Annotated in this window: 16 protein-coding genes; 2 read left to right on the forward strand and 14 right to left on the reverse strand. The window is 38.5% G+C overall.

The window, feature by feature from the left end:
- Positions 1–82: 82 nt before the first annotated feature.
- Together uxaC and GH715_RS00325 are read right to left on the reverse strand one after the other, a co-directional pair.
- Positions 83–1,483: a glucuronate isomerase gene (gene uxaC / locus GH715_RS00320; RefSeq protein ID WP_153833817.1), complete on the reverse strand. Its 1,401-nt coding sequence runs from the start codon at positions 1,481–1,483 to the stop codon at positions 83–85.
- A gap of 69 nt (positions 1,484–1,552) precedes the next feature.
- The gene (locus GH715_RS00325; RefSeq protein WP_153833816.1) at positions 1,553–3,043 is read right to left on the reverse strand and encodes a tagaturonate epimerase family protein; all 1,491 of its coding nucleotides are present in this window, start codon (positions 3,041–3,043) and stop codon (positions 1,553–1,555) included.
- 136 nt (positions 3,044–3,179) lie between these two features.
- On the opposite strand from GH715_RS00325, the gene GH715_RS00330 reads away from it, so the two are divergent.
- Positions 3,180–4,160, forward strand: coding sequence for a LacI family DNA-binding transcriptional regulator (locus GH715_RS00330; protein WP_228760222.1), 981 nt, complete (start codon positions 3,180–3,182; stop codon positions 4,158–4,160).
- Positions 4,161–4,435: 275 nt separating this feature from the next.
- Here GH715_RS00330 and GH715_RS00335 read toward each other — a convergent pair whose 3' ends face one another.
- Positions 4,436–4,657, reverse strand: coding sequence for a hypothetical protein (locus tag GH715_RS00335; protein WP_153833814.1), 222 nt, complete (start codon positions 4,655–4,657; stop codon positions 4,436–4,438).
- Positions 4,658–4,737: 80 nt separating this feature from the next.
- Between GH715_RS00335 and GH715_RS00340 the strand changes: the two genes are divergently transcribed.
- Complete coding sequence (locus tag GH715_RS00340; protein WP_153833813.1) at positions 4,738–4,896, forward strand: hypothetical protein; 159 nt, start codon at positions 4,738–4,740, stop codon at positions 4,894–4,896.
- 171 nt (positions 4,897–5,067) lie between these two features.
- Here GH715_RS00340 and GH715_RS00345 read toward each other — a convergent pair whose 3' ends face one another.
- From GH715_RS00345 to GH715_RS00395, 11 genes are all read right to left on the reverse strand, one after another.
- Positions 5,068–5,835: a PepSY domain-containing protein gene (locus tag GH715_RS00345; RefSeq protein WP_153833812.1), complete on the reverse strand. Its 768-nt coding sequence runs from the start codon at positions 5,833–5,835 to the stop codon at positions 5,068–5,070.
- A gap of 161 nt (positions 5,836–5,996) precedes the next feature.
- Positions 5,997–6,641, reverse strand: coding sequence for an FMN-dependent NADH-azoreductase (locus GH715_RS00350; protein ID WP_153833811.1), 645 nt, complete (start codon positions 6,639–6,641; stop codon positions 5,997–5,999).
- A 165-nt stretch (positions 6,642–6,806) separates the two neighbouring features.
- The gene (larC2, locus tag GH715_RS00355; RefSeq protein WP_153833810.1) at positions 6,807–7,271 is read right to left on the reverse strand and encodes a nickel pincer cofactor biosynthesis protein LarC2; all 465 of its coding nucleotides are present in this window, start codon (positions 7,269–7,271) and stop codon (positions 6,807–6,809) included.
- Positions 7,272–7,631: 360 nt separating this feature from the next.
- Positions 7,632–8,381 carry an amino acid ABC transporter ATP-binding protein gene (locus GH715_RS00360; RefSeq protein ID WP_153833809.1) on the reverse strand — a complete coding sequence of 250 codons (750 nt, stop codon included), beginning with the start codon at positions 8,379–8,381 and terminating at the stop codon, positions 7,632–7,634.
- Positions 8,382–8,393: 12 nt separating this feature from the next.
- On the reverse strand, positions 8,394–9,098 hold the full coding sequence (locus GH715_RS00365) for an amino acid ABC transporter permease (protein WP_153833888.1): 705 nt from the start codon (positions 9,096–9,098) through the stop codon (positions 8,394–8,396).
- Complete coding sequence (locus GH715_RS00370) at positions 9,082–9,927, reverse strand: amino acid ABC transporter substrate-binding protein (RefSeq protein WP_153833808.1); 846 nt, start codon at positions 9,925–9,927, stop codon at positions 9,082–9,084. Before GH715_RS00370 ends, GH715_RS00365 begins: the two co-directional genes overlap by 17 nt.
- 259 nt (positions 9,928–10,186) lie before the next feature.
- Positions 10,187–10,969 (reverse strand): 2-dehydro-3-deoxy-D-gluconate 5-dehydrogenase KduD, encoded by a 783-nt coding sequence (gene kduD, locus GH715_RS00375; protein WP_153833807.1) that lies wholly within the window; start codon positions 10,967–10,969, stop codon positions 10,187–10,189.
- An 11-nt stretch (positions 10,970–10,980) separates the two neighbouring features.
- Positions 10,981–11,811, reverse strand: coding sequence for a 5-dehydro-4-deoxy-D-glucuronate isomerase (gene kduI, locus GH715_RS00380; protein ID WP_153833806.1), 831 nt, complete (start codon positions 11,809–11,811; stop codon positions 10,981–10,983).
- 66 nt (positions 11,812–11,877) lie between these two features.
- Positions 11,878–12,576, reverse strand: coding sequence for a rhamnogalacturonan acetylesterase (locus GH715_RS00385; protein WP_153833805.1), 699 nt, complete (start codon positions 12,574–12,576; stop codon positions 11,878–11,880).
- A gap of 37 nt (positions 12,577–12,613) precedes the next feature.
- Positions 12,614–14,182 carry a glycoside hydrolase family 43 protein gene (locus GH715_RS00390; RefSeq protein ID WP_163578363.1) on the reverse strand — a complete coding sequence of 523 codons (1,569 nt, stop codon included), beginning with the start codon at positions 14,180–14,182 and terminating at the stop codon, positions 12,614–12,616.
- Positions 14,182–15,666: a glycoside hydrolase family 28 protein gene (locus GH715_RS00395; RefSeq protein ID WP_153833804.1), complete on the reverse strand. Its 1,485-nt coding sequence runs from the start codon at positions 15,664–15,666 to the stop codon at positions 14,182–14,184. Before GH715_RS00395 ends, GH715_RS00390 begins: the two co-directional genes overlap by 1 nt.
- Between the last annotated feature and the right edge of the window lies 1 nt (position 15,667).

The following is a 15,667-nucleotide window of genomic DNA, read 5'->3' on the forward strand; positions in this document are numbered from 1 at the left end:
ACCGGGAAATCCATCGAATAGAATGAGCGGTTTTCCACGTAAGATGTTAGTCTATGATAGCCCCGCTAGTTAACGCTCCATTTTAAAAGTCAAAGTATTCTTTTGCGTTGTAATAGGAAATGTTTTGTACAATCTCCGCTAGTGTTTCTTCATCATTTGGATATTCACCATTTTCTACCCACTCGCCGACCAGGTTACACATAATACGGCGGAAGTATTCATGACGTGTGTAGGATAAAAAGCTACGTGAATCCGTAAGCATACCAATAAAGCGACTAAACACACCAATATCAGCGAGTGTCTCCATTTGATTGATCATGCCTAGCTTCGTATCATTAAACCACCAAGCTGTACCGAATTGCATTTTTCCTGGTATGCCTCCACCTTGGAAGCTACCAATAATCGTGGCAATCGTTACATTGTCTCTTGGATTTAATGAATACAAAATCGTTTTCGGTAAAGCATCTGCTTTATCTAATGAATCCAGTAATTTTACCAATGGTTGTGCTACTAAACTATCATTCATCGAGTCAAATCCAGTATCTGGACCAAGCTCATTAAACATGCGAGCGTTATTGTTGCGGTGAGCGTTAATATGATATTGCATTGCCCAGCCTTTTCCATGATATGCTTTCCCTAAAAAGGTAAGTGTAAATGACTTATATTTTTTCTCTTCTTCTAAAGATACTTTCTCTCCTTTTAATGCTTTAGCAAAAATAGCACTAACTTCCTCTTCTGATGCTTCCTCGTACATCATTTCGTCTAATGCATGATCAGAAACTCTACCACCGATTTCATGGAAGAAGTCAACCCGTTTTTGTAGCGCTTGCAAGAAAGCATCATAAGATTCAATTGCAACACCTGAAACATCCGCTAGTTTTTCTACCCAGCTTGTAAAACCGTCGCGGTTAATCTCCAACCCTTTATCTGGACGGTAGCTTGGCAATACTTTTACATTAAAATCAGAATCCGCTTTGATTTTTTCATGATATTCTAAAGTGTCTGTTGGATCATCTGTTGTGCAAATAACTTCTACTCCAGATTTCACGATGAAGTCTCGAACATTCCATTCTCCGCTGTTTAAAAGCTTATTAACCTTTTCCCAAATAGCAGGTGCTGTATTTTCATTGAGTGTTTCTTCAACTCCGAAATAGCGTTTTAATTCTAAATGTGTCCAATGATAAAGTGGATTTCCGATCAGCTGAGGTACTGTTTTTGCCCATGCTAAGAACTTATCGTAATCACTTGCATCGCCTGTCACATATTTTTCTTCTATACCGTTTGCTCTCATTGCCCGCCATTTATAATGATCTCCGTATAACCATACTTTAGTAATGTTTTCAAATTGCGTATTCTCATAAATTTCTTGTGGGCTTAAATGACAGTGGTAATCGATAATAGGTAAATCTTTCGCATACTTGTGATACAATGTTTCAGCAGTCTTATTCGTCAATACAAAATTATCATCCATAAAGGACTTCATTATATCCCCACTTTCCTAAAATTTTCAGTTGCTATTATCATATTATCATAGCTTCAGAGTTTTCAGATATTATAAACCTAGTAAATCCAAGTGTCGTCCGATATGTTTTACTAATGCTTGTCGATACGCGTCTTCATTCTTCATTAGTGTTTCGAAGAATTCTGCTCTAAACAAATCATCACCAGCGTCATCTTTAGCAGTCAAAAGAATTCCATATGTAACATGGAATAATTGACGGGACGCATCATGATCCATATATGTTGGTAGATTCGCATCTTCTGTTTCATTTAATGGTGCTACACTTTCTAAGTCTGGTGTAACGTGATAATACTTCAATGTCTCTTCAAAATGCTCTTCCGCATAGACATGCATTCGACGATAAAGGTCTGGGTTTACCTGTGCAATGACGCGGACTGCTTCTAGCCAGTTCGTACCTGCTGTTTTAATATGCAGTAATCCTTCGGTATACTTTCCGATAATCGGAAATACACTGAATTTATCACTACCAGAGTGGATACTTAGCTTGTAACCAAAGTGCTTAGCGATTTCCGCATGTTCCTGCAATTCTTTCTCAAATTGAGTAAGGTCACCAATGTAATCAATTCCTTTTTGGAACTCACCACAGAATCTTGGAGCTAAACTTTGAACTGTAACACCTCTTCTGCGGAGTTCTTCTGCTACGAAAAAGTGAGCTTCCGGAGCCGTAACGGTTTCTGTTTCATCAATGGAGATTTCAAAATCGATCGCTTTCTTAGCTTTGGAAATATACTCGTTATACACATGCTCCATAAAATCAATCGCTTCACCATAAACAAGTACATTCTTATGAAGACTTGCTTCATCAAATGATATATCCAACCCTTGTACGGTAAATGTTTTGTTTAGATAATGGCTGTTAAAGTATTCTTTACGATCTACAGGTAAATCAGCATATTCTTTATTAATATCACCTTCTACCATACCTTCGACATCATTGCGAATCTGTTCGGAACAGTCCAATGTAATAAAAGAGAAACCTAAATCTAACGCATACTCAATATCCTTTTCTAATTTAATATGATCGGCATCCGCACCATACCCATCTTTATAGCCTTCTTGGAAAACAGCAAAAGTTGCCGCATCTAAAATATCTGTCATGGTTCGGTTTAGTAGGGTTAATTCACGAACACTTTGCTGCGCGAGAATTGGCTTTACTTTTCTCCCTTTGACTGTTTCAATATGTCCAGGTGAAGCTATACCTAAACGATCACCAAGTCCCATTGTCGCAATTTCTGTACCAAAAGCTTGTGGTTTCGTATAGTCGAAGAATTGATTCAATACTTTACTGTTGGCGTGTGTTAAGGAACACACTTTTCCGTTCGCTACTACGTCCCCTTGTAAAGCATCATATAAAGGACCTTCCCCTGCTGCTACCAAGTATTTCGTTGTATCCGACTTTACCATTACAACAGAAGTATTTTCTTTCTTTTCAAGTGACTGGTCATAAACTTGTATTGCTTCCGATGACTTCGGTAATTCCCCCGCCTGCAATGCTTCCACTACTGATTGAAATTGTTCCATTATCTCCACTCCTTTTTTGTTAACGGTTCCATTGTTTTAATAAAAATTAATAACAACGTTGTTATTTTTATGATATACTATTTAAAAATAGAACACAACTATAATTAATAAATTTTTCAGAAAGTTAAAGGTGATTATGATGAATGTGACCATTAAAGATATTGCAAAAGAAGCGAATGTTAGCTATTCCACAGTATCCAAAGCATTAAATAACAGCCCGCTTGTGAAAGAAGTGACGAAACAAAAAATACTGCGTGTCGCAAAAGAAATGGGCTATGAACCAAATTTAGCCGCCAAACAATTAGTCCGAAAAAAGACCGAAGTGGTCGGTTTAATTTGGCCTACCATTGAAAGAATTGTACTCGCAACATTAGTAACCAATATTAGTAAAGCATTTGAATCCACCCGCTATTCGATGATTTTATCTGTCGACTCCACGGATACAGCGATGGAAACCTTTAAAAAATTCCAAGTGGATGGCATGATTGTTTTCGCCGAATCAGAGCAGATGATTCCTGAGGAAAATATTCCGCTTGTTGCCTATGGTGTATCAGGAAAACGTGAGGTAACGTATCCAATCATTGATGCCAATCATGAACAGGCGATGGAAAAAGCAGTACAATATTTATATGATTTAGGACACCGAAATATAGCTTATGTCGGGTTAATGAATACAGATGATGCCTTACAAAATGAGAAAGTGGATGGATATCAAAAAGCCATGAAAAAAATAGGGCTTACGGAGCAAAGTATTGCAACAAATGGATTAGATTGGTTTGACGGTTACCTAGCAGTAGATGATGTATTACAATTAGAAAAGCGACCAACAGCTATCATCGGTAGCAGCTATGATATTAGTGGTGGTATATTACGGTCCTTACAAGAAAAAGGGGTAGGTGTACCAGAGGACATCTCTTTAATCAGCTATGATAATATTCCGCAAATGGAAACAACAGAAATTCCGATGACATGTATCGGGGTACCAGTTGATGAGCTTGCCGAGGAAATTGTCCAGGCAGTTATTCAACGGATTGAGTCAGAAGAACAACCTGTTGTAAGGAAGTTAAATCCATCCCTAACAGAACGGCAAAGTACTGGACCAGTACTGGAAGGTTGACTTCTAGTTTTTTAAAAAAGGGCTAGGACAAAACTAAATAGAATAAAGGAGAATCCGAACAATTTAAAATAACGGAGGTTAAATACGCAGACTCCTGCAGGAAAAGCACAAGCTGAAGATCCACTGTGTGAAGTGGTTTTCTTCACACAGTTAGCTGAAGCGCCCGCGAAAGCGAAGTATTTTGACGGAGCGTTAAGTCAGCTCATGTTTAAATGTTCAGCTTTTTCCTATCTCATTACTCTTTTGTCCCGGGCCTCAATGGCTTGGATAATCACTTATTCCAAATCAAATGCACCTGAACAAATAAAATGCATTCGTTTCTCAAGATGGTGTTTCAGCGGGATTAGGGCTTCGTTATTGATTAATTCTACTTCATCTTGATAATATACAAACGTCTTACCAATCAATCTATCCAACACTCGAATGGAACGTTGCTGCATACCTTCCTCGAAAAAAGTTTCAATTTTATATCGTTCTTTCTTTTTTGTCATTATCATTATTGCCTCTCCTTACACCTATAATAAAAGAATCATTCACTTATAATCTTTGATTTTTCCATACACTAAGTGGGGGTCTTATGGAAATTGATTACCATGTTGACCAAACAGAAAAACTTATTTTGATAATAATGCTGGCACTGTCAAAAACTCATAGTGGTCGATTTGCATCGATTCTTGTGGAAACTGTTTTACCAGAAGATCCACTCTTTCAAGCGGTTTTTGCTTGGAAAAGTTAGCTGAAAAACCCCACGGAAAGGGAAGCGGGCAGCCGGAGCGATGCTTTCCGTCTACATATCATTTCAAAATGACCACCTATGATACAAAAACACTATTATGCCGCGTATTATATGCTTTCCTATATAAATTACAAAAAACCAGTGGAATTCATCCCCACTGGTTCTGCAAGATTAATCGTCATATTCTACTTTCATGATCTCTCCATTACTTGCATCTATCTCTAATTCTAATTCGCCTTTATCTGTTCTCATTTCAAGTTCATACATATATCGGCCATCATCTTCATCTAATTCAAACTCTTGAATGGTTCCTTCGTATTTTTCTTTTGCAATCGAGCGCGCTTCATCTGCTGAAATCGTAACTTCTGATGAGAGTTTGTCGTCTTCATCGACTGAAATATATACTATTTCTCCTGACCGTGCATTAATTTTTAAGTCCACTTCCCCTTTATCAGTCCATATTTCCATTTCATAATAATAACTTCCATCGTCTTCATCAAGCTCCGCTTCTACAACTGTGCCAGAGTATTTTTCCGTAGCGATTGTTTTTGCTTCTTCCATTGAAATGAAAGAATTTTCTTGTTTTTCGGCATCATGTTTACTATCTGTCCGGTTATCAGAAAGTGATACCGTTGTAACTTCTTGATCCTTATCATTTTTTCGTTCTGACTCTTCCAAACTAATGATATCACCAGTTTCAGCATCTATTTTCAATTCATATTCACGATCTGTTTCCTCTAATTCCACTTCGTAAATCTTCTCATTATCATCCAATTCAAACTCTACAATTTCTCCTGAGAACTTAGCAGCGACTTTTTCCTTTGCCTCTTCTTTTGAAAGTTCAGCACTAGCTGAAGTTGGTGAGAACTGTAACGCTGCTAGCACCACTCCAGTTGTAATCAATCCAGATACAATAATAAAAAAAGTTTTGTTTTTCATTTTTTATTCCTCCTTGTTGTTGTTACTTCTATCATAGCCAAGGAAGATGAGGATACCCTGAGAGAAAAATGAGAAAACAGTGAGAAAAAGTTAGCTGCATTTTCACAATACTAAAAACCCGCTTCGAACCTTTCCGAAGCGGGCTGATTTATATAATATCGTTACACTTTTATAGTAAGATCTGCTAAACGGTGTGCAGATGCTTTTACTTCTTCTATTCCTTTAGCAATGATTTCGTCTCTTTTATCTGGCATCGCGTTATGTCCTTCGATAATTACTTCATCGATTATTTCCATACCGAATATTCCTCCGAATACATTGCGCATATAGTTCACAGCCATTTCCATAGGAGCCGCCTCAGGTGTGGAGTAAACTCCTCCACGAGCGTTTAGGAAAATAGCCTTTTTGTCTGTCATTAAGGGAATTAAGTTACCTTCAGCACCATATTTAAATGAGAACCCTGCAGCATATACATAATCAATAAATGTTTGTAATTTTGCTGGAATAGTCAAATTCCATAGTGGAAAAGTGAATACTACTACATCTGCAGCAGAAAAAGCATCCATTGCTTTTTGCTTTGCAGCTAACAGTCGTGATTCCACATCTGTTAATTCCTCATCATTTTCTACTTTACCGAATGCATTGAACAGGTCCTGTCCAAAGAACGGTGTATCTTCTTCGTACACATCATAGGTAGTTATATTTAATTCTTTACCTTCCAATTCAGCCATAAAAGCTTCATACATTTTACTGGAAATTGCTTCTGTTGAAGGACGATTATTTGCTTTTACTACTAATACATTCATGTTATAACGCTCCTTTGTTGCTATTTTCATAGGTTGATATGCTCATTTGTGAGCATATTAATGTTGTCCTCACACTTACGCTAATTATACTCGATAATAGGTATAATCGATAGTACGCACTTTAAAGTGCCATAGTATCAAAAAGGATACTATGGCAACTTGCATTTAGTTTAATAGTTTCCAAACCGATTGATATACATTTTTAAGTGGTATGTTATGCAGCTCCGCGATCTTTTTACAATCCTCATATTCAGGAGAAGCTTTGACAACTTTACCTTCCTGTAATCCTTCTTTTATCGTTACAGGTCCCCACTCTGTTTCGATTGTCCTTATGCTCCGTTCCATCCGATAAACGGTCAACGGATAATAGCGAAATCCTAAGGTGGTCGTTTCAGACAAAAGGATATCCTTCATAGCTGATAGCAAAGCTTCACTGCATAAAAGTTGTAATTGAACGGCTGGACGATTCTTTTTCATATAAATCGGTGTGTAATACACATCGTTTGCCCCTGCATCGAACAACTTGTCCATCACATAGCCAAGCCATTCACCCGGCGTATCATCCAAATTCACTTCTATCTTCATCATATTTTGATCCGTATGTTCGTAATCTGGCGGGTGTTTGCTCATTACCTTCACCTCAGAATTTTTCTTTTACAGGAACCACTACAATAAAAAAGGTTATTGTAGTTTACTGTTTTTAGCTGAAGCCTAGATATCCCTTTGAGACCGGACATTTGTTCCGCTAATGATGACCAAAAGCGGCAAATTTAGGTCACTTAGGACATCTATTCCGTTATTCATCACAAAAAGTACTATTTTTTACCGAAAGTAAGCGAATAAAGGATTCAATGTCCGCTATCTGCGAAAAATCGGTATATTTCCTTTAAATAGCGCACTAGATGTCCACTAAGAAAATGTAATCGCCATATCCTAACCATCTATGTTGAAGAACGTCATTTAAAAAATGAGACTGATCATCGTCTCGCTTTATACTTCTGGTAAAATTCGTTTTAAGAATTGCTTTGTTCTTGGTTCTTGCGGTTGCTCCAGTATGTCTTTAGGATTACCTTGTTCCACAATATAGCCACCGTCCATAAAAATGACATGGTCGGACACATGCTTAGCGAATGAGACCTCATGGGTTACGACGACCATTGTCCAGCCTTCATTTGCTAAATCTTTAATAACCCCCAGCACTTCGCCAATCAACTCCGGATCTAGGGCAGATGTTGGTTCATCAAACAACATTAATTCCGGCTCGATCGCAAGGGCACGTGCAATACCAACACGCTGTTGTTGACCACCTGATAGCTGATGTGGATATAAATCTATCTTATCTTCTAATCCTACTTTTGATAGTAATTGTTTTGCATGGCTAATTGCCGATTGCTTATCTTTTTTCTGTACAATAACTGGACCTTCAATTACATTTTCCAATGCAGTTTTATGTGGGAATAGATTATAGGATTGAAATACCATTCCTGATTTCCTTCTTAATTGAAGCATCTCTTTCTTGCTTAGCTTCTGGTTAAAATCTAATGTAAAGCCGTCGTGAAATTGATAGTAGCCTTGATTAGGGATTTCCAGTCCATTTAAGCACCGCAATAATGTCGTCTTACCGGAACCTGATGGCCCCATAATCGTCACGACTTTACCTTTTCCTACATCTAAGTCAATATCTTTTAGAACGGCTAATTCACCAAAGCTTTTTTGAAGTCCTTGAATTGATAAAAGCATGTTATCCCCCCTCTACTTCGCTATATAACGTTCCAGCCTACGCTCAATGATTTCTTGAACAATCGATAATAAAAAGCAAATAATCCAATATAAGACCGCAGCTTCTGTATATAAAAGCAGAAAATCAAACGTATTTGCTGCAATTTCTTGTGCTTTTCGAAATAATTCCGTTACTAAAATCAATGAGGCTAGTGATGTATCCTTGACTAAACTAATAAACGTGTTTGATAGAGGTGGAATGGAAACCCTTGTTGCTTGCGGCAAGATAATTCGACGCAAAGTGGTCCCATATGTCATACCAACTGTATAGCCAGCTTCCCATTGTCCTTTTGGAATCGAAGAAATCGACGCACGAATCACTTCTGATGCATATGCCCCGACGTTTAATGAGAAAGCTATGACTGCACTTGGTAATGGGTCAATTGTTAATCCAATCGATGGTAACCCGTAAAACACGATAAATAATTGTACTAATAATGGTGTACCTCTAATGGCTGATACATAAAATACAGCAGGTGCTCGTACAATGGCAACTGAAGACAAGCGCATAACGGCTGTAAGTAGAGCAATCATGATACCAATCAAAAAAGAAACAAGTGCAAGGGGAATCGTATATTTGATTGCCCCTTCCACCATTGGCCAAAGTGCTCGCACAATTAAATCCCAATTACCTGAACCATTTGTAATAGTAAACAGCAGGTTACTGACTAGAAACATCTTCACCAAACCATTCTTCGGAAATTTCCGCTAATGTACCGTCTTCTTTCATTTCTGCTAAAGCTTCGTTAAATGCTTCTACTAGCTCTTCATTTCCTTTGCGGAATGCAAATGCAGTCTTGGAAACATTATCTTCTTCTGCTGCAATTTTGACTGATTCGTCTCCCGTTTGATTGATATATTCCAATACTGCTAGCCTGTCATTCACTGTTAAGTCGACACGTCCCAATTTAATATTTTCAATCGCTTGAGCCAGTCCTTCAACCCCAATAACTTCTGCTCCATTTTCTTCGGCAATATCATTAAAGTTACTTGTTAAAGATTGTGCAGATTGTTTACCTTCAATATCTTCAAATGAGGTAACTTCTTCATTATCTGCAGGGACTACTACTACTGCACCTGTATAAGTATATGGTTCTGAGAAGTCATATTTCTCTAAACGCTCTTCATTAATCCCCACCTGATTAGCAATCACGTCGAATCGTCCTGCATTTAAACCAGCAAACATGGAATCCCATTGTGTTTCATTAAATTCTACTTCTAAATCTAAACGAGAAGCCACTTCACGCATTACTTCCACATCGTAACCTGTTAAATTATCTTCTTCATCATGGAAAGTAAATGGTGCATATGTTCCTTCCGTACCAACTGTAATCACACCATCTTCTTGAATTTGTTCATATAAATTCGTGTCTGTATCTTCCTGAGTCTCTTCATTCGTCGTTTCTTGCTCATCGCCTGTATTTGATTCTTCTTGATCAGCAGTTCCACATGCTGCTAGAACAGCAAGCAAGCCAATGATCAGAGTAAAAAGTTGTATTTTTTTCATGTTGATAACCCCCAGTAATGTTGTCGGTTTTAAACTTTCTTTGCTGATTATACATGACGCCTTATTTAAAGTAAAACAAAAGAGAAGAGACGAATCAATATATTAGTCTCTTCTCTTTCCTATTAAATATGCTTAGACTTGCTGATATTTTGGCTGTAGATACTGAGTTATCATCCAACACTAGAACTAGCGAGAATTTCTTAAACACCGTTTTTACATTATAATACTTATTCCAATCAACACTGTCACTGTTGTTGGCTTATCTTGCTAACCAGCCGCCGTCTACTGCTAAGATGTGACCGTTCATGTAGTCTGATGCTTTGCTTGCTAGATATACTATTGTTCCCATCAAATCACTCGGATCTGCCCAATAACCAGACGGAATTCTCGATAAGATTTCTGCGTTACGCTTTTCATCGGAACGGATTGGCGCAGTATTCTTCGTTGCAAAATACCCTGGTGCTATGGCATTTACTTGTACCCCATGTTCTGCTAACTCATTCGCAAAAGATTTGGTTAACCCAGCCACAGCATGCTTACTAGCGGTATATGGCGGAATATATTTACCACCTTGGAAGGAAAGCATGGATGCAATATTAATAATCTTTCCAGATCCTTTGTCGACCATCACTTTTGCTGCGGCCTGACTTAAGAAGTAAACAGCATCAAGATTTAATGCGATAACGTCATCCCAATCCTGATCTTTAAATTCAAGAAGTGGATTCCGACGAATGGTACCAGCATTATTGACGAGTATATCCACTGTACCGAAAACATCAACACAAGCTGGAACAACCTTTTGTAATTGTCCACGGTCCGAAAGATCAGCTTGGAAGAATTCAGCATTTCCTTCCATATTATTCAGAAATCCTTTTGTTTCATCCCAATTGGTACCATGTGTTACGACAAATACATCGGCACCAGCCTTAGCCAACGCAACGGTATATGCCTGGCCAAGACCAGTGTTTCCTCCGGTAATAAGCGCCGTTTTTCCTTTCAATGAAAAATAATCTAGTGAAAAATCTTGTAAACCTTCACCCATGACGCTTCCTCCTAGCGTAATTGATCCATGCTGATATGATCCATATCACTATACGTAATGTTCTCGCCGCACATCCCCCAAATAAAAGTATAGTTACTTGTAGCCGTTCCAGAGTGAATCGACCAACTTGGAGAAATCACAGCTTGTTCATTCTTCAATACTAAATGTCTTGTTTCACTTGGCTCACCCATAAAATGAAAGACACGAGTATCTTCTTCCATATCAAAATACAGATACACTTCACTACGGCGGTCATGAGTATGTGCTGGCATTGTATTCCATACGCTACCAGGTTGCAACATGGTTAATCCCATTTGTAGCTGGCAGCTTTCACATACATTAGGATGAATATATTGATGGATTTTTCTTTCATTTAAAGTCTCTAATTGGCCAAGTTCCAATGGATTAATGTCTTTCATATCAATTTTTACTGTTGGATAAGTATTGTGAGCAGGTGATGATAACGTATAAAATTTAGCTGGGTTGGCTGGATCATTGGAACCGAACGATACTTCCTTCGTACCCCGGCTTACATACAATCCATCATGGCGCTTCATGTCATAACGTTCACCGTCTAATACGACATAGCCGTCATTACCGATATTGATTATGCCTAGTTCACGACGTTCTAGGAAAAAGCTAACACCTAATTGCTTATCAAGTTTAATCATTAACTCCTCAGATGCAGGTGTTACACCACCAAAGATCATTCGCTCCACATGTGTATAGGTTAAGTGAACTTTTCCTGGTTCGAATAATTTCTCTACTAGAAACCTTTCACGTAACTCGTCGGTATTGTATCTTCTAATTTCATCCGGGTGATTGGCATAACGTACTTCCATTTGGATTCCCCCTCATAATGTTATCAGCTGATTTCTTTATTCACACATTTACTAAGTAAGTTCCAATTACTCAGCAGATAGACTAAAATCTGATTTCACATAGGAAGCTAAAGGATGATTCAAAGTGATTAATGCTTTCACAAATAAAAGGCAATGCTGATGGGCACCTCTTTCATGCAAATGAGTATCATCTTTAAGACCATCAGGATAAGTCGAATATTCTCCAGGTTCTAGTCTCATAAACCATTTTTTTGTTTGTTCTTTTCCCAGTTCTTGCAACGCTTCTCTAGTCAGAGAGAGCATATCGACACAGACAACAGCTTCTTTTTCTGCCAGTTCTCTTACAGCTTGCGGATAATCACCATGCGTTTCTTTCAATCCACCATAATCATCAAAATGCCTACGAGCTATCGATGTTAAAAGAATTGGGGTAACACCGAAAGCTTGTGAACGCTGAATAAAAAATCGCAAATTATCCTGATAACTTGTAAAAGGTTTCGTTGCCCGTTCTTCATCAGGTTTTTGATCATTATGACCGAACTGAATAAGAACATAATCTCCCGCTTGAAATTCCTTTTCGATCGTATCCCATCGCCCCTCTGATATAAATGATTTGGTGCTACGACCCGATGCCGCATGATTACGAACAACGAGGTCTTTAGAGAAATATTGATCGAGAATTTGTCCCCAACCCATTTGTGGATATCTAGACTCATCAAAAGTAGCCATTGTAGAGTCTCCCGCTAAAAATAAATGTGTTGGCATTAACTTTCCTCTTCTCCTATTTTAAGTTGCATATTACTCACTCCTCTAACCCATGATATTCAAACCAATCAAAATCTACATAATTATCGGTTCGCTTTCCATTTCCGGAGCAATACATACCAATATAGGCACCGACAAACCCATCAGCAACGTCCGTACTTAAAATTCTGCCATCCACATTTTTAGCTAAAATTCGCCAATCAAACGGCTTGGTTGTATAGAAGAATGAATAGTCTTGACCATATGCTTCTACTTTTAAATACATCGTATGCTTATCAACCTGTTCCTTTGCAATGACTTTATCTTGACCAGCTTCTCTTCTTACTAAGCGTACAAAGGTTTGACTTCCTTCTAACAATACTTCTACACGGAATTGATAATTATGATTTTGTAACAGAACTATCCCTGCCGTTTCATGTTCCGTTTTCGCTTCAAACTCCATAACTGTCTGAGCGAAGAAGTTAATGTGCTGCTGTCTTCTACCGACAAATGCAGGGTTTTCTTCTTCCATGATTGTTTCCGGTTTTGCCTTGATCCGTAAGTAGCCAGGACGTTCGCTTAAAGACCAGAAATCCCCCCGTGGTGTCCGGATAAAATTCCATCTATCATCTAATTGCTCAGATTCAAACGAATCGGCATGTGGCAGTGCAGGCCATTTATGCTCTGGCAAATTTGGAAATTCCATTTCTGGTTCGATGATGCCTTTTCCAGGATTAACAATCGGCCAGCCATCTTCCCATATAAATGGCACAAGGAATGTTTCACGACCAAGGTTACGGTAATAGCCGCCATATGGACGTGAAGCCAGTGCAACCATCCACCATTCACCATTTTGTGTTTCTACGATATCAGCATGGCCAACGTTTACGATCGGGTGGTCGTTACCTAAATGGCGATGGGTTAGGATCGGATTAGTTTCCGTCATTTCGTATGGACCTGTTACTTCTTTACTTCTAGCAATCGTAACGGCATGAGTATGGCCTGTTCCACCTTCTGCTATGATTAAGTAATACCAGCCATCGATTTTATACAAATGTGGAGCTTCTTGTGCATGGGCATTCTTTAACGCACCATCCCATAAGCTGTACTTCGGACCAACTAATTGTTTCTTCTCTAAATCTAATTCTTGTAGCCAAATTTCATTATGCTTTTTATACTGTTGACCTGACGGCGGCTTCCGATTTCCTGTGTAATAGACTTTGCCATCATCATCAAATAATAAGGATGGATCAATTCCTGGTGCATCTTCTAACCAATTGGGATCAGACCATGGTCCTCTTGGATCTGTAGCGGTTACATAAAAATTACGCCTTGCCCCAGTCTTACTTACCACAAAGGTTGTAATCATATAAAAGACTCCATCATGATAACGAATGGTTGGTGCATAAATACCTCTTGAATTGGGTGTTTGATCTAGGTTAAGTTGTTCCGGTCGATCGAGTACATGACCGATTTGCTTCCAATTGACAAGGTCTTTACTATGAAAAATCGGAACACCGGGAAAATATTCAAAACTTGAAGTGACAAGGTAATAATCGTCCCCTACCCGACAGACAGAAGGGTCCGGATAAAACCCTGGAATAATTGGATTTTTAAATGTTTTCACTATTTTTCACCTGCTTTTTGTAGATTACTTTCATTTCCAACAATGTGCAGTTCTTCTGTATCTTTATATACAAGAACCGCTTCATGGTCACTTTGGTTTGTGGAGGTTAATTCCTCAATCTTAATCCGCTTCGCATTATATAATTGAAGTGCTGGTCCTTTTCGCGCCTTCACTTCTACATGGTGGAAACGCAGATCCTCGACATACTTTGTATAAATACCTTCACCAGCCATTTCAATCACCTCACGGACCATATCAGGCTCACCACCTGGAACAGCTTCGTCCTGAGTCATCTCTAATGTGACATGTTCTAAGCTTACTTTTCTAACAGGCATTTCTGGTAATCCGTAGATAAATCCTGCTGCGGCACGACAGTTTTTTGCTGTAATATGACTGATGTTAATCTGTTCTACTATAGGTGTTTTTTCTGTCACAGCTACCGGTGCAGCATCAAGTAACTCTGGGTTGCTTTTACTTACACCATGACGATAAAACGAATTGATTGCTACTGGGCAAAGGACGTTATCCATCATAATGTTTTGCACCAAAATATTGCGGATATAACTTCCTCGCTCGCGGTTCGTTTTAATCCTGATCCCACGATCGGTACCATCAAATATACAATTAGAAACAGTAATATTTTCAATTCCACCAGAATTTTCACTACCAAATACAACACCACCGTGTCCATGATGCATCGTACAGTTAGCTACTGTCACATTTTTAGTAGGCACACCATAATTTCGACCATCTTGATTAATCCCTGACTTTAAAACGACACAGTCATCGCCGACATCAAAATGACAATCTGTTATTCTGACGTTCTGACAGGAGTCAATATCCAAACCATCACCATTCGGTGTATCAGACGGATTGTGGAATGTCACATTTTGAATCGAAACATTATGACAAAATACCAAGTGTGTATTCCAGAATGGCGAGTTCTTCACAGTAACTCCCGAAATGGTGATATGCTCCGCTTCAAAAAATTGAATAAGTGGTGGTCGTAAAAATTGAGAGGACCACTCTACTAAATTAGTATCAGCTGGTTCAGTAAACTCTTTATTTGCTTCGGCAATTTCTGCTGTTCGAGGAGATTGATATGGTTCTCCGTTTCTCAGTTGCTTATTTACCTGCCACCATGCACTACCATTTCCATCGATTATTCCGTCACCTTTAATGGCTACATTTGTTACATTGGAAGCAAAAATTAGTGGCATAAAGCCCTGACATACATAGCCGGACCAACGGGTTTTCACGACTGGATAACGTTCAAAATCATCGGTGAAACTTAGAACTGTACCAGCATCAAGGTACAATGTCATGTTACTTTTTAATGCAATTGGACCTGTATGATATGTTCCTGATGGAAGATATACAGTACCACCACCAGCGTTTTCACAATCATCAATGGCTTGTTGAATTGCTCTCGAACTATCGGTATCTTCTTGTACTTGATAATCTTTGACATTGAATAAACTCATT

Source organism: Gracilibacillus thailandensis (genome assembly GCF_010994055.1).
GTDB classification, from domain to species: Bacteria; Bacillota; Bacilli; order Bacillales; family Amphibacillaceae; genus Gracilibacillus; species Gracilibacillus lacisalsi.

Excerpts from the sequence above, each read along its gene's own strand:
- GH715_RS00330 (WP_228760222.1), top strand. The coding sequence starts at position 3,180 with ATGATGAATGTGACCATTAAAGATATTGCAAAAGAAGCGAATGTTAGC.
- GH715_RS00335 (WP_153833814.1), bottom strand. The coding sequence starts at position 4,657 with ATGATAATGACAAAAAAGAAAGAACGATATAAAATTGAAACTTTTTTC.
- GH715_RS00340 (WP_153833813.1), top strand. The coding sequence starts at position 4,738 with ATGGAAATTGATTACCATGTTGACCAAACAGAAAAACTTATTTTGATA.
- GH715_RS00360 (WP_153833809.1), bottom strand. The coding sequence starts at position 8,381 with ATGCTTTTATCAATTCAAGGACTTCAAAAAAGCTTTGGTGAATTAGCC.
- GH715_RS00395 (WP_153833804.1), bottom strand. The coding sequence starts at position 15,666 with ATGAGTTTATTCAATGTCAAAGATTATCAAGTACAAGAAGATACCGAT.
- kduD (WP_153833807.1), bottom strand. The coding sequence starts at position 10,969 with ATGGGTGAAGGTTTACAAGATTTTTCACTAGATTATTTTTCATTGAAA.
- GH715_RS00350 (WP_153833811.1), bottom strand. The coding sequence starts at position 6,641 with ATGAATGTATTAGTAGTAAAAGCAAATAATCGTCCTTCAACAGAAGCA.
- GH715_RS00325 (WP_153833816.1), bottom strand. The coding sequence starts at position 3,043 with ATGGAACAATTTCAATCAGTAGTGGAAGCATTGCAGGCGGGGGAATTA.
- uxaC (WP_153833817.1), bottom strand. The coding sequence starts at position 1,483 with ATGAAGTCCTTTATGGATGATAATTTTGTATTGACGAATAAGACTGCT.
- GH715_RS00345 (WP_153833812.1), bottom strand. The coding sequence starts at position 5,835 with ATGAAAAACAAAACTTTTTTTATTATTGTATCTGGATTGATTACAACT.
- GH715_RS00385 (WP_153833805.1), bottom strand. The coding sequence starts at position 12,576 with ATGCCAACACATTTATTTTTAGCGGGAGACTCTACAATGGCTACTTTT.
- larC2 (WP_153833810.1), bottom strand. The coding sequence starts at position 7,271 with ATGAGCAAACACCCGCCAGATTACGAACATACGGATCAAAATATGATG.
- GH715_RS00365 (WP_153833888.1), bottom strand. The coding sequence starts at position 9,098 with ATGTTTCTAGTCAGTAACCTGCTGTTTACTATTACAAATGGTTCAGGT.
- kduI (WP_153833806.1), bottom strand. The coding sequence starts at position 11,811 with ATGGAAGTACGTTATGCCAATCACCCGGATGAAATTAGAAGATACAAT.
- GH715_RS00370 (WP_153833808.1), bottom strand. The coding sequence starts at position 9,927 with ATGAAAAAAATACAACTTTTTACTCTGATCATTGGCTTGCTTGCTGTT.